25 protein-coding genes and 1 other RNA gene are annotated in these 25,444 nt (G+C 66.7%); 14 read left to right on the forward strand and 12 right to left on the reverse strand.

What is annotated here, in order from left to right:
* The first annotated feature begins 297 nt into the window (after nucleotides 1–297).
* Entirely contained in the window at nucleotides 298–1,248 is a 951-nt protein-coding gene (locus AC56LK_RS06705; RefSeq protein WP_497183784.1) for an AAA family ATPase, read from the forward strand.
* A 13-nt stretch (nucleotides 1,249–1,261) separates the two neighbouring features.
* On the opposite strand, the gene AC56LK_RS06710 is transcribed toward AC56LK_RS06705, so the two are convergent.
* The 4 genes from AC56LK_RS06710 to rnpB all read right to left on the reverse strand — a co-directional run bounded on the left by AC56LK_RS06710 (nucleotide 1,262) and on the right by rnpB (nucleotide 4,077).
* The gene (locus AC56LK_RS06710; RefSeq protein WP_497183785.1) at nucleotides 1,262–1,522 is read right to left on the reverse strand and encodes a hypothetical protein; all 261 of its coding nucleotides are present in this window, start codon (nucleotides 1,520–1,522) and stop codon (nucleotides 1,262–1,264) included.
* A 36-nt stretch (nucleotides 1,523–1,558) separates the two neighbouring features.
* On the reverse strand, nucleotides 1,559–2,083 hold the full coding sequence (locus tag AC56LK_RS06715; protein WP_497183786.1) for a DUF6622 family protein: 525 nt from the start codon (nucleotides 2,081–2,083) through the stop codon (nucleotides 1,559–1,561).
* A gap of 126 nt (nucleotides 2,084–2,209) precedes the next feature.
* Nucleotides 2,210–3,697, reverse strand: a complete 1,488-nt coding sequence (gene glpK, locus AC56LK_RS06720) for a glycerol kinase GlpK (RefSeq protein WP_497183787.1) — start codon at nucleotides 3,695–3,697, stop codon at nucleotides 2,210–2,212.
* 41 nt (nucleotides 3,698–3,738) lie between these two features.
* An RNA gene (gene rnpB, locus AC56LK_RS06725) (RNase P RNA component class A) lies at nucleotides 3,739–4,077 on the reverse strand.
* 147 nt (nucleotides 4,078–4,224) lie between these two features.
* Between rnpB and AC56LK_RS06730 the strand changes: the two genes are divergently transcribed.
* Entirely contained in the window at nucleotides 4,225–5,928 is a 1,704-nt protein-coding gene (locus AC56LK_RS06730; RefSeq protein WP_497183788.1) for a thiamine pyrophosphate-binding protein, read from the forward strand.
* Between the two features lie 30 nt (nucleotides 5,929–5,958).
* On the opposite strand, the gene AC56LK_RS06735 is transcribed toward AC56LK_RS06730, so the two are convergent.
* Nucleotides 5,959–6,150 (reverse strand): hypothetical protein, encoded by a 192-nt coding sequence (locus AC56LK_RS06735; protein ID WP_497183789.1) that lies wholly within the window; start codon nucleotides 6,148–6,150, stop codon nucleotides 5,959–5,961.
* Nucleotides 6,151–6,398: 248 nt separating this feature from the next.
* Between AC56LK_RS06735 and ftsY the strand changes: the two genes are divergently transcribed.
* The 8 genes from ftsY (at nucleotide 6,399) to AC56LK_RS06775 (ending at nucleotide 13,088) form a co-directional block, all read left to right on the forward strand.
* Nucleotides 6,399–7,526, forward strand: coding sequence for a signal recognition particle-docking protein FtsY (gene ftsY / locus AC56LK_RS06740; protein ID WP_497183790.1), 1,128 nt, complete (start codon nucleotides 6,399–6,401; stop codon nucleotides 7,524–7,526).
* A gap of 14 nt (nucleotides 7,527–7,540) precedes the next feature.
* On the forward strand, nucleotides 7,541–8,218 hold the full coding sequence (locus AC56LK_RS06745) for a cell division ATP-binding protein FtsE (RefSeq protein WP_497183791.1): 678 nt from the start codon (nucleotides 7,541–7,543) through the stop codon (nucleotides 8,216–8,218).
* A complete protein-coding gene (ftsX, locus tag AC56LK_RS06750) occupies nucleotides 8,215–9,129 on the forward strand; it encodes a permease-like cell division protein FtsX (protein ID WP_497183792.1) in 915 nt (304 codons plus the stop codon). Before AC56LK_RS06745 ends, ftsX begins: the two co-directional genes overlap by 4 nt.
* 438 nt (nucleotides 9,130–9,567) lie before the next feature.
* Entirely contained in the window at nucleotides 9,568–10,458 is an 891-nt protein-coding gene (rpoH, locus tag AC56LK_RS06755) for an RNA polymerase sigma factor RpoH (protein ID WP_497183793.1), read from the forward strand.
* A 122-nt stretch (nucleotides 10,459–10,580) separates the two neighbouring features.
* Nucleotides 10,581–11,417, forward strand: coding sequence for a glutathione-dependent disulfide-bond oxidoreductase (yghU, locus tag AC56LK_RS06760; RefSeq protein ID WP_497183794.1), 837 nt, complete (start codon nucleotides 10,581–10,583; stop codon nucleotides 11,415–11,417).
* Nucleotides 11,418–11,499: 82 nt separating this feature from the next.
* Nucleotides 11,500–11,979: a VOC family protein gene (locus tag AC56LK_RS06765; protein WP_497183952.1), complete on the forward strand. Its 480-nt coding sequence runs from the start codon at nucleotides 11,500–11,502 to the stop codon at nucleotides 11,977–11,979.
* A gap of 93 nt (nucleotides 11,980–12,072) precedes the next feature.
* Complete coding sequence (locus AC56LK_RS06770) at nucleotides 12,073–12,708, forward strand: exopolysaccharide biosynthesis protein (RefSeq protein WP_497183795.1); 636 nt, start codon at nucleotides 12,073–12,075, stop codon at nucleotides 12,706–12,708.
* Between the two features lie 164 nt (nucleotides 12,709–12,872).
* A complete protein-coding gene (locus AC56LK_RS06775; RefSeq protein WP_497183796.1) occupies nucleotides 12,873–13,088 on the forward strand; it encodes a hypothetical protein in 216 nt (71 codons plus the stop codon).
* Between the two features lies 1 nt (nucleotide 13,089).
* Here AC56LK_RS06775 and AC56LK_RS06780 read toward each other — a convergent pair whose 3' ends face one another.
* The 4 genes from AC56LK_RS06780 to pstS all read right to left on the reverse strand — a co-directional run bounded on the left by AC56LK_RS06780 (nucleotide 13,090) and on the right by pstS (nucleotide 18,177).
* The gene (locus AC56LK_RS06780) at nucleotides 13,090–13,650 is read right to left on the reverse strand and encodes a manganese efflux pump MntP (protein WP_436107405.1); all 561 of its coding nucleotides are present in this window, start codon (nucleotides 13,648–13,650) and stop codon (nucleotides 13,090–13,092) included.
* A gap of 47 nt (nucleotides 13,651–13,697) precedes the next feature.
* Complete coding sequence (locus AC56LK_RS06785; protein WP_497183797.1) at nucleotides 13,698–16,373, reverse strand: bifunctional diguanylate cyclase/phosphodiesterase; 2,676 nt, start codon at nucleotides 16,371–16,373, stop codon at nucleotides 13,698–13,700.
* 71 nt (nucleotides 16,374–16,444) lie between these two features.
* Nucleotides 16,445–17,089 (reverse strand): winged helix-turn-helix transcriptional regulator, encoded by a 645-nt coding sequence (locus AC56LK_RS06790; RefSeq protein WP_497183798.1) that lies wholly within the window; start codon nucleotides 17,087–17,089, stop codon nucleotides 16,445–16,447.
* Nucleotides 17,090–17,148: 59 nt separating this feature from the next.
* A complete protein-coding gene (gene pstS / locus AC56LK_RS06795; protein ID WP_497183799.1) occupies nucleotides 17,149–18,177 on the reverse strand; it encodes a phosphate ABC transporter substrate-binding protein PstS in 1,029 nt (342 codons plus the stop codon).
* Nucleotides 18,178–18,366: 189 nt separating this feature from the next.
* Between pstS and AC56LK_RS06800 the strand changes: the two genes are divergently transcribed.
* From AC56LK_RS06800 to AC56LK_RS06815, 4 genes are all read left to right on the forward strand, one after another.
* Nucleotides 18,367–18,792 carry a hypothetical protein gene (locus tag AC56LK_RS06800; protein WP_497183800.1) on the forward strand — a complete coding sequence of 142 codons (426 nt, stop codon included), beginning with the start codon at nucleotides 18,367–18,369 and terminating at the stop codon, nucleotides 18,790–18,792.
* Between the two features lie 47 nt (nucleotides 18,793–18,839).
* A complete protein-coding gene (gene ggt / locus AC56LK_RS06805) occupies nucleotides 18,840–20,552 on the forward strand; it encodes a gamma-glutamyltransferase (RefSeq protein ID WP_497183801.1) in 1,713 nt (570 codons plus the stop codon).
* A gap of 122 nt (nucleotides 20,553–20,674) precedes the next feature.
* Nucleotides 20,675–21,895, forward strand: a complete 1,221-nt coding sequence (locus AC56LK_RS06810; RefSeq protein ID WP_497183802.1) for a diguanylate cyclase domain-containing protein — start codon at nucleotides 20,675–20,677, stop codon at nucleotides 21,893–21,895.
* A 61-nt stretch (nucleotides 21,896–21,956) separates the two neighbouring features.
* On the forward strand, nucleotides 21,957–22,847 hold the full coding sequence (locus AC56LK_RS06815) for a bile acid:sodium symporter family protein (RefSeq protein ID WP_497183803.1): 891 nt from the start codon (nucleotides 21,957–21,959) through the stop codon (nucleotides 22,845–22,847).
* Between the two features lie 7 nt (nucleotides 22,848–22,854).
* Here AC56LK_RS06815 and AC56LK_RS06820 read toward each other — a convergent pair whose 3' ends face one another.
* The 3 genes from AC56LK_RS06820 to AC56LK_RS06830 are packed head-to-tail and all read right to left on the reverse strand — an operon-like array spanning nucleotide 22,855 to nucleotide 25,408.
* Nucleotides 22,855–24,267, reverse strand: a complete 1,413-nt coding sequence (locus AC56LK_RS06820) for a hypothetical protein (RefSeq protein WP_497183804.1) — start codon at nucleotides 24,265–24,267, stop codon at nucleotides 22,855–22,857.
* Complete coding sequence (locus tag AC56LK_RS06825; RefSeq protein ID WP_497183805.1) at nucleotides 24,264–25,013, reverse strand: ABC transporter ATP-binding protein; 750 nt, start codon at nucleotides 25,011–25,013, stop codon at nucleotides 24,264–24,266. The genes AC56LK_RS06820 and AC56LK_RS06825 overlap by 4 nt, the downstream gene beginning before the upstream one ends.
* On the reverse strand, nucleotides 25,010–25,408 hold the full coding sequence (locus AC56LK_RS06830; protein ID WP_497183806.1) for a GntR family transcriptional regulator: 399 nt from the start codon (nucleotides 25,406–25,408) through the stop codon (nucleotides 25,010–25,012). Before AC56LK_RS06830 ends, AC56LK_RS06825 begins: the two co-directional genes overlap by 4 nt.
* Between the last annotated feature and the right edge of the window lie 36 nt (nucleotides 25,409–25,444).

Consider the following 25,444-nt stretch of genomic DNA (forward strand, 5'->3'; position numbering starts at 1 on the left):
CTATTGAGATATCGTCAAGGTAAAATGTCTCCTAAATCAGTCACTTAGGAAACAGAATGAAGGTTAAGCCTCAGTTGTAACGACAATCTTTCTCTTTGATTAAGCTCAGCTCCGGCGTTGTCTTTTCTCACAGAAACTAAAGTTTCTTTGCAGAATTTGAGAGTGACAACTTGGCAGCGCTCGGCTGGACGGGTTAGGATCGAGTCAAGGCAAAGACCCATCCCGCTCATGGCCCGCTCGGCGGGATGGTGCAGCCGTGGTACAGCTGGACTGGGGCGGGCCTGCAAGGAGAAAGCCGTGAACATTTCACTCGCCCGTACCTGCGCGGTCTATGACCTCAGCGAAGTCCAGGAAGCGCTCGACCGCAGCCGCGGCCGCTCCCCGGAACTCGAAGCCTTCTACGAGCGCATGCTGGAGACCGGGGCCGAGCGCTTCGTCACCAAGCCCTCATCGCTTGATGCCCTCGATCCCCTGTTCGAAGAATGTCCGAATTTCGAGGAAGTCCTGGACGACCTCGCCCGCTACCTGCGCCTGGCGCATGCGGGCAATCGTGGTTTCAACGTCATGCCGATCCTGCTGCTGGGCGGCCCCGGTGTCGGCAAGACCCACTTCGCGCGGCGCCTGGCCAGGGTGATGCAGACCGAATGTGAGCTGATCAGCATGAATGCGCTGTCGGCCGGCTTCGTCATCACCGGCAGCTCGGCCAGCTGGCGCGGCGCGAAATGCGGCAAGGTGGCCGAGCGCCTGGTGCGCGGACAGTACGCGAACCCGGTGATCGTGCTCGATGAAGTGGAAAAGGCGAGCGGCTCGACTCAGTCGGATCCGCTCGCCGCTCTCTATCAGTTGCTGGAACCGGAGACGGCCAGCAGCTTCCGCGACGAATTCATCGACGTCGAGATCGACGCTTCGCAGATCTTCTGGGTGCTGACCGCCAACTCCACCGAAGGCATTCCCCACCCGCTGCTGAACCGCATGGCGGTCTACGAGGTGCCGACGCCGACACTGGAACAGGCGGCCGGCATCGCCCAGCGCATGTATGCGGGGCTGCTGGATGAACTCAACCTGGCGGCCTTCGATCCGCGCCTGGCCGACGTGGTGCTGGACAAGCTGGCGGGCGTCTCGCCGCGCGACCTGCGCAAGACCCTGCTGGATGGCCTGGGCCATGCGGTGGCGGCCGGACGCGAACGCGTGAGCGTGGACGATATCCGGATCAAGCCGACGCCGGGCAAGGGGCGGATCGGGTTCTGAGGCGAAGCCGGCGTCAGGAAAGATAGGCCTTGAGGACCGCGGCGCTGCGGTCCATGCCTTCCTTCAGGCGTTGCTCCGCATGCAGTGCGTAGTCGGCCGGCGCGGCGCCGCCCTGGCTGGCGGCCTTGGCCGACATCGCCTTGGCCGCGATGCCGAGCGCCACGACGGCCTGGTCCCAAGTGAGGCCCGAGGCCAGCGCGTCCTCGACCACCCGTGCGGCAAGGGTGCCCAGCTTGTCGATCAGCCGGGGATCGGTTTCTCCCAGTTTGAGCATGTTGCACCTCCTCGCAATCCTGTCGTCATGCGCCGATCATACGGAATCGGGCACGGGCGCGGAACACGCTTGCGGCAGTCGTCGTGCGGCGGCGATATCGCGCGCCAGCTGCCCGAGGAAGTAGCCGTTGCACAGGCCGAGCAGACTGCATACCGTGGCGCCGAAGACGAGGTCGTCCGCCATGCGGGGCCGGATCGCCAGCGTCACCGCCAGTGCGTACTTGACCAGGAAGATGAGCATCATCACGGCCAGCGGCATCCAGCTCCCGCGAATGCGCAGCCTGCCCGGCGCCGCGCCCGGACTCACGCCGGCGCGGCCGAAGCTCCAGCGCTGCAGCGCAAAGGCAGCGCTGCCGGCCGCCCAGGCGCCCATCGCCATGCTGGCCACGCCGAACTGCGTCGCGATCGATTGCAGCGCCAGCACCAGCATCAGCAAAGGGATGACCAGCATGCGGTTGACGCCGATCTCGCGGTCGCGCGCGGCCAGCACGCCGCGGTAGATCAGGAAGGCGAGGAGCGCCCATACATACAGCGGGGTCTTGACGAGGATTTGCTGCAGCATGGCCGGCTCCGCGAGGTGGTTGATGCCTTCCACCTTATCGACAGCGCGGCCTGCGCCGGCCGGTTTGCGACGAAGCGCATGCCGGCGGCGCGGGATGCCTGTATGCGGCGCGAGATGCGCCGGCTGCTAGGCTTGCGCCCAGCCCTTCGCGTGCTCCACCGCCCTGCCCCAGCGCGCCATCAGTTCGGCGCGGCGTCCCGGATCCATGGCGGGCTCGAAGCGGCGCTCGACCTGCCATTGGCGGGCGATGTCCTCGACGCTCTCCCAGTAGCCGACCGCCAGCCCGGCCAAATAAGCTGCACCCAGCGCCGTGGTCTCGGTGACGCGCGGCCGCAGCACCGGGATGCCGAGCAGGTCGGCCTGGAATTGCATCAGCATGTCGTTGCGGGCGGCGCCGCCGTCGGCGCGCATCTCGAGCACGGCGCAGTCGGCGTCCTTCTGCATGGCGGTCAAGAGTTCGGCGCTCTGGTAGGCGATCGCCTCGACCGCGGCGCGGGCGATGTGGGCGCCCGTGGTCCCGCGCGTCATGCCGACGATGGTGCCGCGCGCATAGGGGTCCCAGTGCGGCGCGCCGAGGCCGGTGAAGGCCGGCACCAGCATCACGCCGCCGCTGTCCGGCACGCTCAGGGCCAGCGCTTCGACGTCGGCCGACTCCTTGATGATGCCGAGTCCATCGCGCAGCCACTGCACGGTGGCGCCGCCCATGAAGACGCTGCCCTCCAATAGATAGTCGGTCGTGCCCTTGATGCTCCAGCCGACCGTGGACAGCAGGCGGTTCTGCGACACCGGCGGCGTGGCGCCGGCATGCATCAGCATGAAGCATCCGGTGCCGTAGGTATTCTTGACCAGGCCCTTGCGGTGGCAGGCCTGGCCGAAGGTGGCTGCCTGCTGGTCGCCGGCGATGCCCGCGATCGGGATCGCATGGCCGAAACATTCCTCGGCCGCGAGGCCCACCACTTCCGAACTGGCGACGACTTCCGGCAGCACGCTAGGGGGGATATCGAACAGGGCCAGCAGCTCCTCGTCCCAGCGCAGTGTGTGGATATTGAAGAGCATCGTGCGCGAGGCGTTGCCGGCGTCGGTGACGTGGCGCCCGCACAGGCGGTACACGAGCCAGCTGTCGACCGTGCCGAAGGCGAGCTCGCCGCGTTCGGCACGCTCACGGGCGCCCGGCACCTGCTCGAGCAGCCAGTGCAGCTTGGTGGCGGAAAAATAGGCGTCCAGTTCGAGGCCGGTGCGGCGCTGGATCTCCGCCGCCCTGCCCTGCTCGCGCAGGCGGTCGCACAGGGCGGCGGTGCGGCGATCCTGCCAGACGATGGCGCGGGCCACCGGTTCGCCCGTGGCGCGATCCCACAGCACGCTGGTCTCGCGCTGGTTGGCGATGCCGATCGCGGCCACCTGGGACGCGTCGACGCAGGCCTGGCGCAGCGCCTCGCGCGCGCAGGCGAGCTGGCTGTGCCAGATGTCGAGGGCGTCGTGCTCGACCCAGCCGGGCTGGGGGAAATGCTGGGGATATTCGTGCCGGCTGCAGGCGACCGGCAGGCCGGCGCGGTCGAACAGGATGGCGCGCGAGCTGGTGGTGCCCTGGTCGAGGGCAAGGATGTATTTCTGCATCGTCGTCTCGCGAGGGCGCGGGCCGTGACAGCCCTGAATTCATGTAAAGCAGGCCGATAGGCCGGATTCTGTGTAGTGGTTTCCCTTGCGGGACGCCCCTATGACAGCCATTCCTCTAGGCGCTGGATTACTCCAGCGCTCAAGCTTCCTACCCGCACGCTCCGCGAGCAACATCAACGCGTGCCTATTTGGAATTGCTCCAGGTGGAGGTTACCGCGTTTCACCGTAACTTAATACGCTCGTCTCTGTGGCCCTATTCCTCGCCTTATACCTTGCGGCTTTCAGCGGACGGCCGTTAACCGTCACCCCGCTCTGTGGAGTCCGGACCTTCCTCCCGCCCGCATCCGAAGATGAGAGCCAGCGGCTGTCTGGCCTGCTTCACGGAAGGCATTGTAACCGATTGGGCTCGCGCAACCTATCGCCATCCCGCCACGTTTTCTGAAATTTCGTGTCGCCATTTCAAAATCCTTCCCCACCTCATCCACATAGAATGCCCGGATAGCAAACCAACAAGGATGACCGACACCATGACGCACCCTTCCCGCACCGGCGGCCAGATCCTGGTCGATGCGCTCCATATCCACGGCGTGGACACCGCCTTCGGCGTGCCCGGCGAAAGCTACCTCGACGTGCTGGATGCGCTGCACGATTCGGATATCCGCTTCGTGATCAACCGGCAGGAAGGCGGCGCGGCGTTCATGGCCGAGGCCTACGGCAAGATGACCGGCAAGCCGGGCATCTGCTTCGTCACCCGCGGTCCTGGCGCCACCAATGCCTCGATCGGCGTCCATACGGCCTACCAGGACTCGACCCCGATGATCCTGTTCATCGGGCAGGTCGGCAGCGACTTCATCGACCGCGAAGCCTTCCAGGAAATCGACTACCGCCGCATGTTCGGCCAGATGGCCAAGTGGGTCACCCAGATCGACCGCGCCGACCGCATCCCCGAATACATCGCGCGCGCCTTCCAGGTCGCCACCAGCGGCCGTCCGGGCCCGGTGGTGCTGGCCCTGCCGGAAGACATGCTGGTCACAAAAGCCGAGGTGCCCGATGCGCGCCGCTACCAGCCGGTGCAGGCCGCTCCCTCGCAGGACCAGATCGACCAGCTGCGCGCCATGCTGGCGGAGGCCAAGCGTCCGATGGTGCTGCTGGGCGGCGGCTCGTGGACCGACCAGGCCTGCGCCGACCTGGCCCGCTTCGCCGAAGCGAACCGGCTGCCGGTGGGCTGCACCTTCCGCTTCCAGGACCTGCTCGACAACGCCCACCCCAACTACGTGGGCGACGTCGGCATCGGCATCAACCCGACACTGGCCGCACGTGTCAAGGAGGCCGACCTGGTGATCGCCATCGGCCCGCGCCTGGGCGAAATGACTACCAGCGGCTACTCGCTGCTGGCGTCGCCGGTGCCGCGCCAGCGCCTGGTCCACATCCATGCCGATCCGGAAGAACTGGGCAGCGTCTACCAGGCGGACCTGATGATCTGCAGCGGTCCGGCGCAAGTGTGCGCGATGCTGGCCGCGATGGCGCCGGTGGATGCGGCGGCCTGGGCCGGCACGGTCGAAGAAGCCAGGGCCGACCTGGCCGCATGGCAGGCGCAGCCGCCGATCTTCCGCGACGGCGCCGCGCCGCTCGACCTGTGGCAGGTGGTGCAGGAACTGATGAAGCAGGCGCCGCGCGACACCATCATCACGAATGGCGCCGGCAACTACGCGACCTGGGCCCACCGCTTCTACCGCTACGGCGGCAAGCGCACCCAGCTCGCGCCGACCAATGGCGCCATGGGGTATGCGGTGCCGGCCGGCGTGGCGGCCAAGATCATCGATCCGCAGCGCACCGTGGTGACCTTCGCCGGCGACGGCGAGTTCATGATGACGGGCCAGGAACTGGCCACCGCCGTGCAGTACAAGGCCGGTGTGATCATGCTGGTGTTCAATAACGGCATGTTCGGCACCATCCGCATGCACCAGGAACGCGACTACCCGGGCCGCGTGTCGGGCACCAACCTGCACAATCCGGATTTCGCGGCGCTGGCGCGCGCCTATGGCGGCCACGGCGAGGTGGTCGAGAGGACCGAGGAATTCGCGCCCGCCCTGCAGCGCGCGCTGGCGCATGCGAACGAGCACAATCTGCCGGCCGTGATCGAACTACGCTACGACGGCAACCTGATTACGCCGAACGCGACGCTGGAGACGATCCGCAAAACGGCGGAAGCGGCCAAGGCCGGCCGCTGAATCGTAGCGTGGGCGGGAAACCCGCCCACGCTACTGTCCCAGCCCCAGCTCGGCCGGCAGCGGTATCGGCCGGTCGAAGAAACTGACCTGCTCCGGATTAGTCAGGAACAATGCGACGAGGGCGATGAACGCCCACACGATAATGTTGCGCATGTTCGCAGCGCTGCCATCCGTGGCGTTGTCGCCATAGATGATGCGCTTCAGGAAATTTGTGATTTTCACGGTGTGCCCCGTTGTGTTTTCTGGTTTCTCTCTGTGTTCAATTTAACGCAAGTGGCCATCGTTTTCCAGACGCGCACTGTTGAGTAGCCATTCGGTTTCATCAATAACACAACAAACTATTCCTTCGATGCATCTTCTAGCGTCGATACCGGCCTTTGGAGGCCGCGTCTTGCTGCTCTGGTAAAATATTCGCACCTTTTTTCACCCCCGGCGACCGCCGGTATCCTGCGCAGGATTCGCCCCCACATATGTTTAGTTTCTTCAAGAGAAAGAAGCCTGAGACCGAGGTCCCGGAGCCGAGCCAGCCCGCGTCTGCTCCCGCCGCGGCGCCGATGTTCGTGCCCGGTGCGCTGGACGCACCGGTTGCGCCGGCGCCCATTCCGGCTTCCGCACCAAGCACGGCCCCGGCTCCGGCCGCAGCCGACATCGGCGAGTTGTTCCCGGAAACCGCGGAACGCCCGACCACCGACGCCGAAAAGAAGCAGTCCTGGATGACCCGGCTGAAGGCCGGCCTGTCCAAGACCTCGAGCAACCTGTCGCTGCTGTTCGTCGGCGCGCGCATCGACGAGGACCTGTACGAGGAACTCGAATCCGCGCTGCTGATGTCCGACGCCGGCATGGACGCCACCCAGTACCTGCTGGATTCCCTGCGCCGCAAGGTCAAGGAAGACAAGCTGCTGGACGCCGCCCAGGTCAAGGCCGCACTGAAGGAGCTGATGATCGAGCTGCTGACGCCGCTGCAGAAGCCGCTCGAACTGGGCCGCCACGAACCGCTGGTGATGATGATCTCGGGCGTGAACGGCGCCGGCAAGACCACCACCATCGGCAAGCTGGCCAAGCACATGCAGCGCTTCGACCAGTCGGTGCTGCTGGCCGCGGGCGACACCTTCCGCGCCGCCGCGCGCGAGCAGCTGATGGTCTGGGGCCAGCGCAACAACGTCACCGTGATCTCGCAGGCGTCCGGCGACCCGGCCGCCGTCGCCTTCGACGCGGTCCAGTCGGGCAAGGCCCGCGGCCTTGATGTGGTCATGGTCGACACCGCCGGCCGCCTGCCGACCCAGCTGCACCTGATGGAAGAACTCAAGAAGATCAAGCGCGTCATCGGCAAGGGCATGGACGGCGCCCCGCACGAGACCCTGCTGGTCATCGACGGCAACACCGGCCAGAACGCCCTGGCACAGGTGAAGGCCTTCGATGACGCGCTGCAGCTGACCGGCCTGGTGATCACCAAGCTGGACGGCACCGCCAAGGGCGGCGTGCTGGCCGCGATCGCGCGCACCCGTCCGGTGCCGGTGTACTTCATCGGCGTCGGCGAGAAGCTGGACGACCTGCAGCCCTTCGACGCCGAAGAATTCGTCGAAGCCCTGCTGGGTTGAAGGACGCGCACCCGATGATCGAATTCCAGTCCGTCTCCAAACAATACTCCACCGACGCCTATGCCTTGCTCGACGTCTCCCTCAACATCGGCAAGGGCGAGCTGGTCTACCTGGCCGGCCCCTCCGGCGCGGGCAAGTCGACCCTGATGAAGATGGTGGCCGCGGTCGAGCGTCCGACCAGCGGCACGGTGACCGTCAACGGCCAGGACATCGGCCGGCTCAAGAAGGCCGGCATCCCCTTCCTGCGCCGTAACCTGGGCCTGATCTTCCAGCACCAGCGCCTGCTCAACGACCGCAACATCCTCGGCAACGTGATGCTGCCGCTGCTGGTCACCGGCGCGCCCAAGGCGCAGGCCGAACAGCGCGCCCGCGCCGCCCTCGACAAGGTCGGCCTGCTCGATCGCACCAGGGCCATGCCGCTGGAACTGTCCGGCGGCGAGCAGCAGCGCGTGGCGATCGCGCGCGCCATCGTCAACCGCCCGCAGATCATCCTGGCCGACGAACCCACCGCCAACCTCGACCGCGTGGCGGCCGACAGGGTGCTCGACGCCCTGCGCGCCTTCCACGCCGTCGGCGTGACCTGCGTGATCTCGACCCACGACGAGCAGGTGCTCGACAGTGCGGCGGCGCGCGTAATACGCCTCGAACACGGCCAGCTGGCCTACGCCGGCCGCATCGGAGGTGCCGCATGAGGCCCTGGTTCCGCCAGCACCGCTTCGCCCTCGGCGCGGCCCTGTCCACGGTGCGCAAGGCGCCGGGCAGCTTCCTGTTCAACGTGCTCGTGGTCGCCTTCGCGCTGATGCTGCCCTTCGCCGGCATCACCCTGCTCGACAACGTGCGGCCGCTGTCCCAACAGCTGTCGGTCGATCCGGAGATCAGCCTGTTCATGAAGCTCGAGGCGACGCGCGAGGAAGCCACGGCCCTGCAGCCCCGCATCCGCGCCATCGTGGCGGCCGGCGGCAAGGCGGACGTCGCCTTCATCCCGCGCGAAAACGCCCTGGCCGCGCTCAAGGACAAGAGCGGCCTGAGCGACGTGCTCGACACCCTGGGCGAGAACCCGCTGCCGGACAGCTATGTGATGAAGCTCGGCGGCAGCGGCGCCGCCGCCCAGGTCGACGGCATGGTCGAACAGCTGCGCACCCTGCCCGGCGTCGACACCGTGCAGGTCGATTCGGCCTGGGTCAAGCGCCTTGCCGCCCTGCTCGGCATCCTGCGCCTGGCCCTGCTGCTGCTGGCGGTCACGCTCGGCATCGTGGTGATCGCGGTGGTGTTCAACACCATCCGCCTGCAGGTGCTGACGCAAAAGGAAGAGATCGCCGTGTCGAAGCTGCTGGGCGCGACCGACAACTTCATCCACCGGCCGTTCTACTACACCGGCGCGCTGCTGGGCCTGTGCGCAGGCGCGGTGGCGCTCGGGGCGGTGCTGCTGGCGCTGAAGCCGCTGAACGGGGCGATTGCCGAGTTTGCAAGGCTGTATGCCTCGGAATTCCAGCTGACGCCGCTCGGCGGGCTGGAAATTGCGGGCGTGCTGACGATCAGCGCCGGCCTCGGACTGATCGGCGCCATGCTGTCGGTGCAGCGTCACCTGGCACGCGTGCAGTAATTCCATCAAGCGGACGGCCACGCGAACGGGGCTTGGCCGTCCCTCCCTACGCGCAGACGGGCGCCTGTCCTACACTGTGTCCCCCCTCTAGGTGCGCCATCCAACAGAAGGCCCATCCTCCGGCATTTAATCTGTCCCTGACAGGTTTTCCAGCCGCTTCAAGCTCACTTTTGAGCTGAATCAATCGGATACAAGTCGTCTGCTCTACAGTTAAAACGACGCGATTTTGATTCCCAAAGGCAATTCTTTAGCCAAACTTAATCGATTTTGGCAAACCGATGCCTTGCCTAGCACTCACTCCTGGAGAGTGCTAATATATGTCTCAGATACAGCGAAATCAAGGAAAGCATCCGAGTAACAAGGGGTAACGCTGGTGTCACGCGGCATGGGTCGGTGGCACACTAAGGATGCAGCAAGATCACTACGAGGGAAATGAACATGTCCGCACAATCCGCATTGGTTCCTGCCGGCAGTCGCGCCCTGAACCTGGGGTTCACCGGCAATCTCGGCAATATTGACGCCTATATCTCGGCCGTCAACCGCCTGCCGATGCTCACCCACGAAGAAGAAGTTTCGCTGGCGAAGTCGCTGCGGGAAAAGAATGACCTGGACGCCGCCCAGAAGCTGGTGCTGTCGCACCTGCGCCTGGTGGTGTCGATCGCACGCGGCTACCTCGGCTACGGCCTGCCGCACGCCGACCTGATCCAGGAAGGCAATATCGGCCTGATGAAGGCAGTCAAGCGCTTCGATCCGAACCAGGGCGTCCGTCTCGTGTCGTACGCGATGCACTGGATCAAGGCCGAGATGCACGAGTACATCCTGAAGAACTGGCGCCTGGTGAAGGTTGCAACGACCAAGGCCCAGCGCAAGCTGTTCTTCAACCTGCGCAGCAACAAGCAGAGCCTCGACACCATGACCCCGAGCCAGGTCGACGAGCTGGCGAAGATGCTCGACGTCAAGCGCGAAGAAGTGATCGAGATGGAAACCCGCCTGTCGGGCCGCGACATCGCCCTCGAATCGCCGACCGATGACGACGACGACAAGTTCGCCCCGATCGCCTACCTGTCCTCGGAGCAGCAGGAGCCGACCCGCGTGCTGGAGGCCGAGGCGGTCGACCGCCTGCAGTCGGAAGGCCTGGAGACCGCGCTGTCGAAGCTGGACCCGCGTTCGCGCCGCATCGTCGAAGCGCGCTGGCTGGCCAACGACGACGGTTCGGGCGCCACGCTGCACACGCTGGCCGAAGAGTTCGGCGTGTCGGCCGAGCGTATCCGCCAGATCGAATCGGCTGCCCTGAAGAAGATGAAGGGTGCGCTGGCGGCTTACGTCTAAGTCCAGCCCGCTCGACGACAACCCCGCCTCGGCGGGGTTTTCTTTTTCGTGGGGCCGAACAACGACTCCGGCAAGCCCCGGCTAGAATGCTGCTTTGATCCGGCCCGCCCAAGGAGAAACCGATGACCGACCAGTACGTCCCGCCGAAAGTCTGGACCCCACCCGCCTCCAGCGGCGGCACCTTCGCCAACATCAACCGCCCCGTCGCCGGCCCCACCCACGAGGCCGAACTTCCGGTCGGCAAGCACCCTCTGCAGCTGTACTCGCTGGCCACGCCCAACGGCGTGAAAGTGACCGTCATGCTGGAAGAGCTGCTGGCGCTGGGCCATGGCGGCGCCGAGTACGATGCCTGGCTCATCAGGATCAACGAGGGCGCCCAGTTCTCGAGCGGCTTCGTCGATATCAACCCGAACTCGAAGATCCCGGCCATGGTCGACCGCAGCGGCCCGGAACCGGTGCGGGTGTTCGAATCGGGCTCGATCCTGGTTTACCTGGCCGAAAAGTTCGGCGCCTTCCTGCCGGCCGCGGGCGCGGCCCGCGCCGAGACCATGAACTGGCTGTTCTGGCAGATGGGCTCGGCGCCCTTCGTGGGCGGCGGCTTCGGCCACTTCTACGCCTACGCGCCGGAAAAGCTGGAATACCCGATCGACCGCTACGCGATGGAAACCAGGCGCCAGCTCGACGTGCTGGAGCGCGAGCTTGCCCACAAGCGCTTTATCGCCGGCGACGAATATACGATTGCCGACATGGCGATCTGGCCCTGGTACGGCGGCATGGTGCGCGGCGAGTTGTATGAAGCAGGCGAATTCCTGTCCGTGCATGAATACAGGAACGTACGCCGCTGGGCCGACGAGATCGCGACCCGTCCGGCCGTCATCCGCGGCCGCAAGGTCAACCGCGTGCGCGGAAATCCGGACGAGCAGGTGCCGGAACGCCACGATGCGGCCGACCTCGACTGATTCCTGCGACCAGCCGCGCGAATGCGCTATGCTGGCAGGCGATGTTCCGATTGCGTTTCCACTAACGGAGAGTGCCATGGCCATGGTTAGCAAGAATACGGTTTGCCTCTGGTTCAACGGATCGGCGCTGGAAGCGGCGCAGTTCTACGCGAAAACCTTCCCCGACAGCGAAGTCGGCCAGGTCTTCCGGGCGCCGGGCGATTATCCCGCCGGCAAGCAGGGCGACGTGCTGACCGTCGGCTTCACCGTGGCCGGCATCCCCTGCATCGGCCTGAACGGCGGGCCGGCCTTCCAGCACTGCGAAGCCTTTTCCTTCCAGATTGCCACCGACGACCAGGAAGAGACCGACCGCCTGTGGAATGCGATCGTCGGCAATGGCGGTCAAGAAAGCGCCTGCGGCTGGTGCAAGGATCGATGGGGCCTGTCGTGGCAGATCACGCCGCGCGCGCTCACCGAGGGTATCGCCGATCCCGATCCGGCCGTCGCCAAGCGCGTGTTCGAGGCGATGATGACGATGCGGAAGATCGACGTGGCGGCGATCGAGGCGGCGCGGCGCGGCTGAGATGTGGGGTTTTGCGCACTTCCGGGCGTTGACGCCACGGGGGCGCGCTGTCTTGCACTATACTCTTGCGTTTCGGCCAGACGGCAGCACAAGATGAAAGAACCCATGCAAGGCGAACCGGTTTTCAAGAAGCTCCGCGGCCTGGTCCGCTCCCTGCCGCCTGGCGGCATCACCTTGAGTGAACTCATCCACCAGGTCGGCAACGAAGGCCTGCTGATCCTGACCGCCCTGCTCACGCTGGTCTTCCTGATTCCGGTATCGATCCCGGGTGTGAGCACCGTCTTCGGCGCGGCGATCCTCCTGATCGGCATCAGCCGCCTGTTCGGCCGCGAACTCTGGGTGCCGGCAAAACTGAAGCACCGGACGATCTCGACAGCCAAGCTGCGCCCGGTGCTGCGCAAGGCACTGCCCTGGCTGTACCGGATCGAGCGGGTGAGCAAGCCCAATCGTATCCAGTGGCTGGTGGCCAACGGTCCGATCCAGCATCTCAACAATGCCGGCCTGATCCTGGGCGCGGTGCTGCTGATGATGCCTTTCGGCCTGATCCCGTTCAGCAATACCTTCCCCGCCGTGGCCCTGCTGTTCCTGGCCATCGGCCTGCTGCAGCGCGACGGCGTCAGCGTCCTGCTGGGCCATATCAGCAACGTCGTCACCATCCTGTACTTCAGCCTGCTCATCGGCGGCGGTGGACTGGCCGTGCGCGAAGTATTCAATCGCATGGCCGGCTGAACGCTTGCAGTCTGGCATTAACTTTTGTCTCAACAGAGCGCAATACCAGACTTGCAATTTTTGCAGATAAGCTACTAAAACATCAACTTACTGCGAACTCTTAAGAATTTACTTTAAGTGCATTTACAGCTCTGCTAGCATCCTTCGCTCGCATGGAGGAGCACATGGCTGAGCAATCCAGAAACGATGCACGTACCGATGTCGTGACGGCGAACCAGGTCGACGAGGGGCTGAAGTTGTGCGCCCGCTATGGCGTCCACCCTGCCCTGCTGTTCATGGAACAGGTCGGGGTGCCGCGGACGGTGGCGCTCAGGGTGCTGTGCTCGCCGGACCATTACCGGCAGCGCGACCGCCGCCGCCAGCCGCGCCCGGCACGCTAGCTCAGTGCTGCAGGTGCTCGATGAGAATGGTTGTCCCCACCAGCACCAGCACCACCCCGCCGATCCGCTCCGCGTTGCGGCCCACGGCCGCGCCCAGGCGCCGGCCCAGCAGCACGCCGATGGTCACCATGGTCGTGGTGGCGATACCGATCGCCACGGCCGCATGCATGATCGAGACGTCGACGAAGGCCAGCCCGACCCCGACCGCCATCGCGTCGATGCTGGTCGCCACCGCGGTCAGCACCAGCACCAGCAGGTTCTGCGAGCCGCCGGATTCTTCATCCTCGTCGGCGCCGAAGGACAGCCAGATCATGCGCCCGCCCAGTCCCAGCAGCAGGACGAAGGCGATCCAGTGGTCCCACTGGCGGATGGCGTCGGCGGCCAGCGAGCCGAGGCCCCAGCCGATGATGGGGGTGATGGTTTCGATGCAGCCGAACAGCAGGCCGATGCGCAGGGCCTGCGGCAGGCCGGGATTGCGGAGGGCGGCGCCCTTGGCGATCGCCGCGGCAAAGGCGTCGGTCGACATGGCAAGGGCGAGGAAGATGAGGGCGGTGAAGGTCATGCGGGTCTTTCAGTCGAGCCCGAGACAATAGCATATCCGGCGCCTGCTCAGGCGGCAGCGGCCAGGTCGAGCAGGAAGCGCTGCCGCATCATCGCCTCCATGCCGGCCGCCGGCACCGGACGCGCGATGTAGTAACCCTGCACCTCGTTGCAATCCAGTCCACGCAGGATCTCGAGCTGCTCTTCGGTCTCGACGCCCTCGGCCACCACCGACATGCCGAGCGCATGCGCCATCGACACGATCGCCTGGAAGAAGACCTTGCCCTCCTTCGAGTTGCCGAGCTCCATGGTGAAGGCGCGGTCGACCTTCAGCACGTCCATCCTGAGACGCTGCAGCTGCGACAGCGAGGAGTAGCCGGTGCCGAAATCGTCCACGTGCAGCTTGACCCCGAGCGCGCGCAGCGCAGCCAGTTCGGCCAGGATCTCGTCGTGGTCGCCCATCATGGCCGACTCGGTGATCTCGACTTCGATCAGGCTGGCCGGCACGCGGTGGCGCGCCATGGCGCTGCTCAGGTGGCGCTGCACGCCGCCGCGCAGGAACTGCTTGGGCGAGACGTTGATCGACACCGGCACCAGGCCGGCGCCGGCGTCGCGCCAGGCCGCGAGCTGGGCGCAGGCCTTGTCGATCACGAGCTCGCCGATGCTGCGAATCAGGCCGGTGCTCTCGGCCAGCGGGATGAACTCGCCAGGGGGCACCAGGCCCAGTTCCGGATGCTGCCAGCGGATCAGCGCTTCCATGCTGAGCAGCTCGCCGCTGCGCGCATCGACGCGCGGCTGGTAGTACAGCGTGAACTGGTCGCGCTCGATCGCTTCCAGCATGCGCTGCTTCAGGCGCACCCGCGAGTTCAGCTGGTTCGACAGCGCCGGATCGAAGAAGCGGTACTGGCCCTTGCCCTCGTTCTTCCCGGCGTACATCGCGATGTCGCTGTGGCGCACCAGGGTCTCGGCATCCTGGCCGTCGCGCGGGAACATGCTGATGCCGATCGAGGCGCCGACCGCGTGCAGCTCGTCGCCGATCAGGAAGGGTACGCTGAAGGCTTCGACGATGCGCGCCGCCACCGAGGATGCCTGGCGCTCGCCCTCGCAGGGATGCAGCAGCACCAGGAACTCGTCGCCGCCGAAGCGCGCCACCTGGTCGCTCGGGCGCAGCAGCGACAGCAGGCGCCCTGCCGCCGACTTCAGCAGCTGGTCGCCGCTCGCGTGGCCGTGGGTGTCGTTGACGTGCTTGAATTCGTCGAGGTCGATGAACAGCAGGGCCAGGCCTGCTTCATTGGCGCGCGCCTGCGCCAGGATGGCCGGCATCGCGGCGAGGAAAGCGTGGCGCGTGGCCAGGCCGGTCAGCACGTCTTCGTTGGCCAGGCGCTCGAGCTGGTTCTCGTGGGCCTTGCGCTCGCTGATGTCCTGCAGCGTCACCGCGAGCCCGTTCCCGACCCGCACCAGGCGCCGCCGTCCCCAGCTGATGTTCAGGCGGTTATCGCTCGGCATCTTGCGGTCGTCCTCGTGGAAGCCGGTCTCCATCGCCTTGCGGTAGGTGTCGAGCAGGGCTTCGCCGAACAGGCCGCTGTCGATCCGGGACAGGCTGCTGCCCACCAGTGCGGCGCGCGTCATCCCGTAGAAGAAGGCGCCGCGCTCGTTGCAGTCGACGATGCGGAAGTCCGTGATCTCGCCCTCGCGCGAGCGCACCGCGGCCGCCATGTAGAAACCGTCGTTGCCGCTTTCGGTCGCGGTGCGGTAGGCGCGCTGCACTTCTTCCTGCTCGCGCTCGCGCAGCAGGGCGCGGCGCGCCAGCACCGCGCCGGCGGCGCCCAGCAGCAGCAGGCAGGCGGAAATGGCGATGGCGCGGTCGCGGCTCGCGGTCCAGGAAGCCTGGGCCGCCGCCAGCGCGGTCTCCTGCGACAGCCCGACCAGGGCCACCAGGGGATAGGCATGCGAATGGCGCCAGCCCAGCACGCGTGTCCGGCCGTCGGCGAAGCCGGCCTTTCCATCCACCTTGCGCACGCCGCGCTCGCCCGTCCACAGTGCCTCGCGGGCCGGCAGCAGCCTGTCGCGGCGGTCGAGGAAGTCGGCGCCGTCGCTGCGCTGTTCCACGCGCAGGCGGCTTTCGCTGCCGGCCAGCGCCACCACGCCGCCCGCGCCCAGCGTTGCCGGGCTGACGAAGGAGGTGAAATAGCGCGCGTCGACCGCCATCAGCACGATGCCGTCGAATTCGTCGTCGCGGGTGTCGAGGCGGCGCGTGAACAGCACCTGGTCGGCGTGTTCGGTGAATTGCGGCGGGGCGGCGCCGATCCGCAGCGCGGTCGAGATGTGGTTGCGGTGCTGGACCAGATACGGTCCCGCGGACAGGTCGGAGCCGAGCAGCTCCTTGCGGGTCGAGGCCCGCACCATGCCGTCGCGGTCGACGATGGCGACCACGCTGAAGGCGGCGTCGGTGAACATGCCGTCGCGCCGCAGCTCGTCGAGCAGGCCGGGGTCACGCCCCTTCTCCCAGCTGAACTTGAGCTGCATCGTGATCTGGTCCATCTGGCCGACCGAACGCGTGATGTACTGCTCGTAGGCTTCGGCATAGGCACTGGCGTCCTTGCGCACCTGGGCCTGGGCGCGTTCGTGCTCGGCATCGGCGCGCAGGCTGGTGACGATCCACAACGCCGTGCACAGCAGCGCGGCCAGGGCGGGCCAGATGAAGACGAGATAGCGGTTGGTGCGGGAAGGAAGGTGAATGCTCATGCAGGCGGCCGGCGAAACTAAGTTGCAAGCAGTCTACTTGGCAAACATGTCACGACCATGACATGGGCAGCTCAGGTCGGGGACAGCATGTAGCCGGCGCCGCGCACGGTCTTGATCAGGGATTTGGCGCGTCCCAGTGCCTTGCGCAGGCGCAGCACGTGGACGTCGACGGTGCGCTGGTCGAGCGTGTCGTGGGCTTCCCACAGGTGGGCGAGCAGCTGGGCGCGCGAGAACACCTGGCCCGGATGGCACAGCAGGAAACGCAGCAGCCGGTATTCGGCCTGGCGCACCTCGACCTTGTGGTTGCCGACCCGGACGCTGCAGCTGAGCGGATCGAGCACCAGGCGGCCGGAGCGCAGCAGGCGCTCGTCGGGCGCTTCCTCGGGCGGCGGCCGGGGAGTGAATTCGGGGACGGGCGGCGCCGGCGGCGCGGCGCGTTCGCTGTCGAGGCATTCGGCGGCGAGCAGGATCACCGGCCGCTCGCGCAGGCAGCTGGCGCTGCGCAGGCGCGCCAGCAGGCGCATGCCGCCTTCCTGGCGCAGCATCGATTCCTGCAGCAGCAGTTCGGGGCGTTCGCGCCCGATGAAATCCCAGGCCTGCGCCAGGCTCGGCACGCTGTGCCAGATCCACTCGTCTTCGTGCAGCGAATACTTGAGCAGCTCGGCGATGGCCGGCTTGTCGTCGACCACCAGCACGATCGTGTTAGCCGTTGTCATTGGGAGATCCAAAGAAAATCCGGCAGCCAGGCTGCCGGAATCGTGGGGGAATCAGGAGATCAGTAGATCGCCTTGCCCGATGCATCCTTCAGGTTGGCCTTCCAGTTGGCCTGGACCAGCTTGACCACCGATGCCGGCATCGGCACGTAGTCCAGCTCGGCGGCAGCCGGGGCGCCGTTCTTGAAGGCCCAGTCGAAGAACTTCACGACTTCGCTGCCCTTGGCGCCATCGGCCTGGGTCTTGTGCATCAGGATGTACGAGACGCCGGTGATCGGCCAGCTCTGCTTGCCCGCCTGGTCGGTCAGCACCACGCCGAAGCCCGGGGCCTTGGTCCACTCGGCGCCCGCGGCGGCGGCCTTGAAGGCGTCGTCGTCCGGCTGCAGGAAGCTGCCGTCCTTGTTCTTCAGCTGGGTGTGCGACAGCTTGTTCTTCTTGGCGTAGGCCCACTCGACATAGCCGATCGCGCCCTTGATGCGCTGCACGTTGGCGGCCACGCCTTCGTTGCCCTTGCCGCCCACGCCCACGGCCCACTTGACGGTGGTGCCGGCGCCGACGTTGGCTTTCCAGTCGGCGCTGGTCTTCGACAGGTAGTCGGTGAACAGGAAGGAAGTGCCCGAGGAGTCGGCGCGGTGCACGACGGTGATGTCGGCATCCGGCAGCTTCACGCCCGGGTTCAGCGCGGCGATCGGCTGCGCGTTCCACTTGGTGATCTTGCCCAGGTAGATGTCGGCCAGCACCGGGCCGGTCAGCTTCAGCTGGCCCGGGGCCACGCCGTCGACGTTGACCACGGCGACCACGCCGCCCATGATTGCCGGGAACTGCATCAGGCCTGCTTCTTCCAGGTCTTCGGCTTTCAGCGGCATGTCCGAGGCGCCGAAGTCGACGGTCTTGGCCTTGATCTGCTTGATGCCGGCGCCCGAGCCGACCGACTGGTAGTTCAGGCCGTTGCCGGTGGCTGCCTTGTACGACTCGGCCCACTTGGCGTAGATCGGGTAGGGGAAGGTCGCGCCGGCGCCGGTCATGTCAGCGGCGAACGAGGTCGACATCAGGAGCGTGGTGGCAGCTGCGGCGAGGATCTTCTTGAACATTGGCTTGTTATTCCTATTCCTGGTTGAAAGAAAGTGTTTTGGACCACGCGGCAGAGTCTATTCCGCGAATGTGACGGGTTTATGACCGCGTGAATAACATCGCGGTGACATCTCCCTGTGCGTGTGCGCGGCTGGGCGGGACAGGTTTGCTATGATGGGCATTCCAAAAAACAAACGGATGGACATCGCATGCACACCCTGCTCCGTGTCTTCACCCTGGGCTGCGCCCCGCTCGCGCTTGCCACCACCCTGGCCGGCTGCGCCGCCCCCGAACGCCTGCCCGAGGCCCGCTACACCCTGACCGAACGCCAGGTGCTGCCCCTGGGCCAGCGCCTGAGCATCACCTACGAAGGCGCGGAAGACAGCCGCTGCCCGGACAATGCGCGCTGCATCTGGCCGGGCCAGCTGGCCTACCGCTTCACGATGCGCATCGGCGGCGTGGCGCAGGGCTTCTACCTGGTGCAGGGGCGGCCCGGCTACATGTCGCCGGCGCTGCGCGGCTCGCGCATCGAGCTCGATCACCTGACCCCGCCGCCGCCGCGCGGCATGGCCGCAGGTGGCACACCTTCCGCACCGGCGGCCTATCCTGTGACCTTCAACATGTACGCGCAATAAGCGCGCCGCCGCACATGAGGGCGACCCTGCTCGCTTGCGGGCTAAGCTTGTCCATTGTCCTGCACCCGGCGCCCGCCCTGGCGAAGACGCCGGTGGCCACCGGCACCGGCGGCGCGGTCGCCACCATCAGCGAGCAGGCCTCGCAATCGGCCATGACCATCCTGAACCAGGGCGGCAACGCCGTCGATGCGGCGGTCGCCGCCGCGGCCACCCTGGGCGTGACCGATCCCTTCAGCTGCGGCATCGGCGGCGGGGGCTTCATGCTGATCTACCTGGCCAGGGACAAGCGCGTCATCAGCATCGACCACCGCGAGACCGCGCCCGCCAGCTTCACGCCCCAGGTCTTCCTCGACCAGGGCAAGCCGCTCGATGCCGAGACGGCGGCGGCCAGCGGCGCCGCGGTCGGCGTGCCGGGCACCGTGCGCGGCTGGCACGAAGCGCTCGCGCGCTACGGCAGCATGCGCTTCAAGCAGGTGCTGGCCCCGGCCATCGAGGTGGCCGACAAGGGCTTCCGGGTGACTGAAATATTCAGTCATCTGACGGCTCAAAATGAAAGAAAATTTCAGCTGTATGCGCCGACCGCCGCGCTCTACCTGCGCAATGGCAAGGCCGTGCAGCCGGGCGCCCTGATCCGGAATCCGGGCATGGCCAGGGCCTACCGCGAGATCGCCGCGGGCGGCGTGGAAGCCTTTTATGAAGGACCGATCGCGCGCGCCATCGTCGACGCCGTCAACCGCCCTCCCCTCGCCCCGGGCAAGAGCGCGCGCGCCGGCCGCATGCGCATGGCCGACCTGGCCGACTACGAGGCGCGTATCCGCCAACCGCTGCGCAGCACCTACCGCGGCTACGAGATCTACGGCATGGCCCTGCCCAGCAGCGGCGGCGCCACCGTCGCCGCGGCGCTCAACATCCTCGAGGGCTACGACCTCAAGAAGATGCCGCGCGCCCAGGCCGAGCACCTCTACATCGAGGCCAGCCGCCTGGCCTTCGCCGACCGCAATGCCTACCTCGCCGACCCCGAATACATCGACGCGCCGGTCGCCGGCATCCTGTCGAAGGACTATGCGGCCCAGCGCCGCAAGCTGATCGGCACGCAGGCCGCGGGCAGTGCGCCGACGGGCGACCCCTACCGCTACCAGGACGACCAGAGCGTGCCGCTACGGCCGCCATCGGTACAGATGCAGCGCGAGAGCGCCCATACCACCCACCTGACGGTCTCGGACAAGGACGGCAACGTCGTGTCCTATACCTTCACCATCGAATCCTGGGGCGGCAGCGGCATCGTGGTGCCCGGCTACGGCTTCCTGCTGAATAACGAGATGACCGATTTCGACTTCAGCGGTCCGCACCCGAACGTGCCGGAAGCCGGCAAGCGCCCGCGCTCGAGCATGGCGCCGACCATCGCACTCAAGGACGGCAAGCCGGCCTTCACGATCGGCAGCCCGGGCGGCGCGACCATCATCACGACGGTGCTGCAGACGATCTTCAACCACATCGACCTCGGCATGCCGATGGACCAGGCCGTGGACGCGCCGCGCATCTCGGAGCGCAACGGCGACGCCAGTTCGATCGAGCCGGGCTTCCCCGGCAGCGCAGCGGCCCGCGCCCTGGAGCGCCTCGGCCACCGCTGGGAAGCGGCGCCGGAAGAAATCGGGGCCGCCAATGCGCTGGTGTTCAACCCGGACGGCAGCGTCACCGCCGTCAGCGAGGGCAAGCGCCATGGCGTCGGCACCGCGCTGGTACAGCGCCGGGGACATTGAGGCAAAGCGCCTGTTGGGCGTTTGGCACATGTTCAATATCTTTCCTTAGTGAAAAGACAAGTTCATGTAGGAATTATCTTACATTGCGATAACATATGCTTATCAGCACTATTGTTATCGTTATGCCCACGTCCTACGTTGTTCCCGCCCTGCCGATCCGCCGCAGCGCCCTCACCCTGGTGCTCGCGCTCGCCATCATCACGGCGATGAGCATCTTCTTCGTGCGCGAAGTCGTCGACCTGCGCAAGGCGATGAGCCAGCTCAAGCAGAACGATGTGGCACGCATCCAGGTCCGCAATGTGCTGCTGCACCTGCTCAATGCCGAGACCGGGCAGCGCGGTTTCCTGATCACCGGGGATGCAGCCTACCTCGAGCCCTATCACCTCGGACGCGGCAGCGTCAGGGACAGCCTGGCCCAGGCGGAACAGTCCGGCTACCACGATCCGCACTTCCTGGCCAGGCTGCGTACGCTGGCGCAGGTCGCCGAGAGCAAGCTGGACGAGCTCGAGCGCACCGTGCAGCTGAAGAAGCGCGGCGACACGGCCGCCGCCGTCAACATCGTGCGCGAAGGCTTCGGCCGGGCCAAGATGCAGGAAGCCCGGCAGCTCATCCAGGAAGAAGTGGCCCGGCTGCGCGTGGCCAGGGACGCGGTCATGGACGGCTTCAACGACCGCCTGCTGCGCGCCGCGCTGATCCTGGTGCTGATGCTGTCGACCGTGGTGGCCATGACCGTCCACGCCTGGCGTTCGCTGTCCGCGGCCGCGCGCCGCAACAACGAGCTGGCCAAGCGCCTGGCCGTGGAAGCCTCGCACGACGCCCTCACCGGCCTGCCGAACCGGCGCTTCTTCGACCGCTGGGCGCAGCGCCTGGTGGCGCGCAGCCAGCGCAGCGGCAAGCCCTTCACCCTGCTCGCCATCGACCTCGACCGCTTCAAGGATGTCAACGACGGCTACGGCCACGCGATAGGCGACGAGGTGCTGAAGGAAGTGGCGATCCGCTTCCAGTCGGTCCTGCGCGGCGGCGAATTCCTGGCGCGTGTGGGCGGCGATGAATTCGTGGTGCTGATGGAAGGCGAGTTCACGCGCAACCAGGTCACCAGCATCGGGCGGCGCCTGATCGACTGCCTGTACCCGGCCCTGCACCAGGGCCTGGCCGCCAACGCGGTCAGTGCCAGCCTCGGCGCCTCGAGCTTCCCCCTGCACGGCACCGACCTCGAAGGCCTGATGCGGGCCGCCGACGATGCGCTCTATGCGTCCAAGCATGGCGGCCGCGGCATCCTGTCCTTCGCGCGCAAGGAGCTGGTTTTTCACGTCTCCAACTCGGCAAGCACTACACTGTCATGACGGCGCGGCATGCCAGGACAGGCATGCGTGACCGCGACAACGACAATAACGGAGACGACGCATGAGCAACTTCATCACCCTCTTGCCCACCCTGTTGATCGGCGCGCTGGCGTTGATCATGTTCGGGCTCGGCCTGTCCCTCACCCTGGGCGACTTCCGCCGCCTGCTCGGCCACCCGAAGGCCGTGATCCTGGCCCTGGTCCTGCAGGCCGTGGTGCTGCCGGCCATCTGCTACGGGCTGATCGTCGGCCTGAGCGTGGCGCCGGTCTACGCGGTCGGCCTGATGCTGCTGGCGGCCTCGCCCGGCGGCGTGTCGGCCAACCTGTTCAGCCACCTGTTCGGCGGCAACGTGGCGATGAACATCTCGCTCACCGCCATCAACACGGTGCTGTCGATCGTCAGCCTGCCCCTGATCGCCAACTTCGCGATCGGCGCCTTCGCCAAGAGCGGCCAGGTGGTGCCGATGCAGACCGCCAAGGTGGTCGAGGTAATCGTCATCGTCCTGATCCCGGTCGCGATCGGCATGTTCGTGAAAAGCCGCGCGCCCGGTTTCGCCGCGCGCATGGACAAGCCGATGAAGCGCTTCTCGATGGCCGTGCTGGCCCTGCTTGCCGTGATCGCCATCGCCAAGGAATGGACCGCGATCAGCACCTCCTTCGCCTCGATCGGCCTGGCCGTGATCCTCTTCAACATCGCCAGCCTGGGCCTGGGCTACTACGTGCCGCGCCTGCTGGGCCTGGACAAGCCGAACGCGATCGCGATCGGCTACGAGATCGGCATCCATAATTCGACGCTGGCGATCTTCGTCGCGGTGTCGGTGCTGGGCGACTTCCAGCTGATGCTGCCGGCGGCGATCTACTCGGTCAGCATGTACGTGTTCGCCACCGCCTTCGGCCTGCTGGTGCTGGGCCGCAAAGGGACGGCCGAGGCGGCGGCGCCGGTGTCCGGCTGAGGCAGCGTCAATCCATGCGCCCTGCCGGGAAGGCGCAGGGCGCATGCTGCATGGTGCGCAGTCCGCGCACGACGGCGTACACGGTGTAGCCGACGCTGAACAGGGCGGCGGTCCACAAGGTCGGCATCGAGGTGAAGGCGTTCACCACGCCGCCGACGATCAGGCTTTCCACGACCGAGACCAGCAGCAGCGTCGCCGCCGCGCCGGCACTTTGCGTCCGGCTAGCGTGGTCGCGCAGCGGGACGGCCACCGTCGGCAGAATCATGCAGCACAGGCTGGCCATGTTCAGCAGCGTCCCGCTGTCACCGCCCGCCAGTGCCACCAGCAGCAAGGCAGCGACGGTAGTGAGGAACCAGGCCGCGAGCGCCTGCAGCAGCAGGGACCGGCCGAGCCAGACATTGAAGACCCCGGCCGGTGCCGGGACTGCCGGGGCCAGACGCACAAGGGCCTGTTCGTTGGCGTGGCTGCCGGACAGCTTCCCAAGCCGTAAGCTGTGCATCAGCGGCAGTATCAGCAGCATGCAGGCGAACACCCAGCCTATCCCCTTCGTCACCCCGGCGTCGACACGCCAGGTAGTGAATACGCCAACCGCGAGCAATACCAGCACTATGGTCGCCAGCGCAAACACGATCTCGCCCAGGTGATGGGTCGGCCCGAGCGCATGCAGCATCAGGCGCTTGCCGTCGCGGCGCGCGCCGGCACGGCGCAGCGAGGCGGCATACCAGTTCATGGCGCGCTTGCCGGCCAGTTGCCGGACCAGGGGGTCCGACTTGCCGGCCGCGGCCGCCCAGCGTGCACGCCGCGCCAGCATGTTCCAGTGGCGCTCGCCCGCCTGCGGGAACATCGCAGCGGACGCCACGGCGATCACGGCAGCGTACAGCGGCAGCGACAGCACGACCACCAGCGGATGCGACATCAGCGCGACCAAGCCCGCCGGCACCTGCTCGACGAAGACCGAGCCGAAACACACTGCCATGATGATTGCGCTGCCGGCCGTGTGACCCGCCGCGCCCAGGCCGGTACCGACGAGGAGGACGACGACCAAGAACAGCCAGCCGCCCAGGCTGGATGCGTCGGCATAGGGCGCGCTGGCGATGCCGGCAATGCCCACGAAGCAGACCAGGCATGACAGCTCGACCAGGCGGCCCCGCATCCGCGGGACCAATTGCGCGTTGGCCGGCGCATTGAGCTTGACAGCGCCGGGCAGGAAGCGCCAGGCCCAGTACAGCAGGAGGAAGACGGACGCCGCGCACCAGAACCAGGCCAGCGCCGCCCGCGCACCGTCCTTGTGGGCCACCGCAGCGCCGATCACGAGCGCTATCAGCGAGACGCCCCAGCGGATGATGGCCGACACGCGTGGACTGGCATGCGTCACCGCGGCGCGCCACAGCATCCGGTATTCGCGCAGGCGGGGCTTCATTGGGTCACCTCGATGAACAGGTCTTCCAGGCTGAGCGGCTCGGCGCGGCGGCCGACGGTCGTGTTGCACGCCCCTTCCAGCAGATCGTCGAGCTGGCCCTGCAAGGCGATGCGGCCGCCCTTGAGGAAGGCGACATCCAGCGCCACCCGCTCCAGGTCGGTCAGGATGTGGGTCGAGAACAGCACCGTGGTGCCGCGTTCGATGACGCCGTCGACCAGTTCGGCCAGGAAGGCGCGCCGCCCGGCCGGATCGAGCGCCGACACGGGTTCGTCCAGCACCAGCAGTTCCGGGTCATGCGCCAGCGCGCGGATGATCGACAGGCGCTGCTGCTGGCCGCCCGAGAGGCGGCCGATCGGCTTGCCCAGCTCGAGCGGACCGAAGCCCCAGCGCTCGAGCAGGGCGTCGACCTTGACCGCGTTCCAGCGCGGATACATGGCCTTGAAGTAGTCCAGCATCTGCAGCGCCGTCATCCACTCGAACAGGCCGTGCTTCTGCGGCACGTAGCCGATGCGGGCGCGGGTCGCATCCGACAGCGCGCGGGCGTCTTCGCCGAACAGGCGCACGCTGCCGCCGTCGAGCTCGCGCAGGCCGAGCATGCATTCCATCAGCGTCGATTTGCCGGCGCCATTGCGGCCCAGCAGGCCGACGACCTGGCCCTGCCCGACCTCCCAGTTCAGGGCGCTCAGGACGATTTCGCTGCCGAAGTACTTGGCCACGTCACGTAGCTGGATGATGGGTGCGGTCACGATTGTTCCTTCAGGATGTGGGTGAATAGGGTGAGGACGCTGTCGGGGTCGAGCTCGAGCTCGCGCGCCTCGCGCGCGGCGCGCTCCAGGGTCGGGCGCAGCAGCGCGGCACGTTCGGCGGGGGAGCGTGCGCTGCCCGGCCGCTCGGCCACCAGCATGCCGAGCCCGCGCCGGCGCGCCAGCAACCCCTCGGTTTCGAGCATGCCGTAGGCCTTGGACACGGTCATCGGATTGACCGCCAGCGCCTGGGCCAGCTCGCGCACCGAAGGCAGCTCGTCACCCGGCGCCATCTGGCCGCCGGCTACCAGACGGCGCACCTGCTCGACGAGCTGCCGGTAGATCGGTTCGGTCGATCCGGGCGTGATCGAGAACAGCTGGGGGGATTGGCTGGGCATGTGGGGTCGTATACGTGTATTAATTGATTAATACAG

The organism is Telluria sp. ZB4P36, assembly GCF_059685865.1.

Excerpts from the sequence above, each read along its gene's own strand:
- AC56LK_RS06830 (WP_497183806.1), bottom strand. The coding sequence starts at position 25,408 with ATGCCCAGCCAATCCCCCCAGCTGTTCTCGATCACGCCCGGATCGACC.
- AC56LK_RS06765 (WP_497183952.1), top strand. The coding sequence starts at position 11,500 with ATGGTTAGCAAGAATACGGTTTGCCTCTGGTTCAACGGATCGGCGCTG.
- rpoH (WP_497183793.1), top strand. The coding sequence starts at position 9,568 with ATGTCCGCACAATCCGCATTGGTTCCTGCCGGCAGTCGCGCCCTGAAC.
- AC56LK_RS06800 (WP_497183800.1), top strand. The coding sequence starts at position 18,367 with ATGCACACCCTGCTCCGTGTCTTCACCCTGGGCTGCGCCCCGCTCGCG.
- ftsY (WP_497183790.1), top strand. The coding sequence starts at position 6,399 with ATGTTTAGTTTCTTCAAGAGAAAGAAGCCTGAGACCGAGGTCCCGGAG.
- AC56LK_RS06770 (WP_497183795.1), top strand. The coding sequence starts at position 12,073 with ATGAAAGAACCCATGCAAGGCGAACCGGTTTTCAAGAAGCTCCGCGGC.
- AC56LK_RS06810 (WP_497183802.1), top strand. The coding sequence starts at position 20,675 with ATGCCCACGTCCTACGTTGTTCCCGCCCTGCCGATCCGCCGCAGCGCC.
- AC56LK_RS06785 (WP_497183797.1), bottom strand. The coding sequence starts at position 16,373 with ATGAGCATTCACCTTCCTTCCCGCACCAACCGCTATCTCGTCTTCATC.
- AC56LK_RS06710 (WP_497183785.1), bottom strand. The coding sequence starts at position 1,522 with ATGCTCAAACTGGGAGAAACCGATCCCCGGCTGATCGACAAGCTGGGC.
- AC56LK_RS06715 (WP_497183786.1), bottom strand. The coding sequence starts at position 2,083 with ATGCTGCAGCAAATCCTCGTCAAGACCCCGCTGTATGTATGGGCGCTC.
- AC56LK_RS06790 (WP_497183798.1), bottom strand. The coding sequence starts at position 17,089 with ATGACAACGGCTAACACGATCGTGCTGGTGGTCGACGACAAGCCGGCC.
- glpK (WP_497183787.1), bottom strand. The coding sequence starts at position 3,697 with ATGCAGAAATACATCCTTGCCCTCGACCAGGGCACCACCAGCTCGCGC.
- AC56LK_RS06745 (WP_497183791.1), top strand. The coding sequence starts at position 7,541 with ATGATCGAATTCCAGTCCGTCTCCAAACAATACTCCACCGACGCCTAT.
- AC56LK_RS06820 (WP_497183804.1), bottom strand. The coding sequence starts at position 24,267 with ATGAAGCCCCGCCTGCGCGAATACCGGATGCTGTGGCGCGCCGCGGTG.
- AC56LK_RS06730 (WP_497183788.1), top strand. The coding sequence starts at position 4,225 with ATGACGCACCCTTCCCGCACCGGCGGCCAGATCCTGGTCGATGCGCTC.
- AC56LK_RS06775 (WP_497183796.1), top strand. The coding sequence starts at position 12,873 with ATGGCTGAGCAATCCAGAAACGATGCACGTACCGATGTCGTGACGGCG.
- pstS (WP_497183799.1), bottom strand. The coding sequence starts at position 18,177 with ATGTTCAAGAAGATCCTCGCCGCAGCTGCCACCACGCTCCTGATGTCG.
- AC56LK_RS06780 (WP_436107405.1), bottom strand. The coding sequence starts at position 13,650 with ATGACCTTCACCGCCCTCATCTTCCTCGCCCTTGCCATGTCGACCGAC.
- AC56LK_RS06815 (WP_497183803.1), top strand. The coding sequence starts at position 21,957 with ATGAGCAACTTCATCACCCTCTTGCCCACCCTGTTGATCGGCGCGCTG.
- yghU (WP_497183794.1), top strand. The coding sequence starts at position 10,581 with ATGACCGACCAGTACGTCCCGCCGAAAGTCTGGACCCCACCCGCCTCC.
- ftsX (WP_497183792.1), top strand. The coding sequence starts at position 8,215 with ATGAGGCCCTGGTTCCGCCAGCACCGCTTCGCCCTCGGCGCGGCCCTG.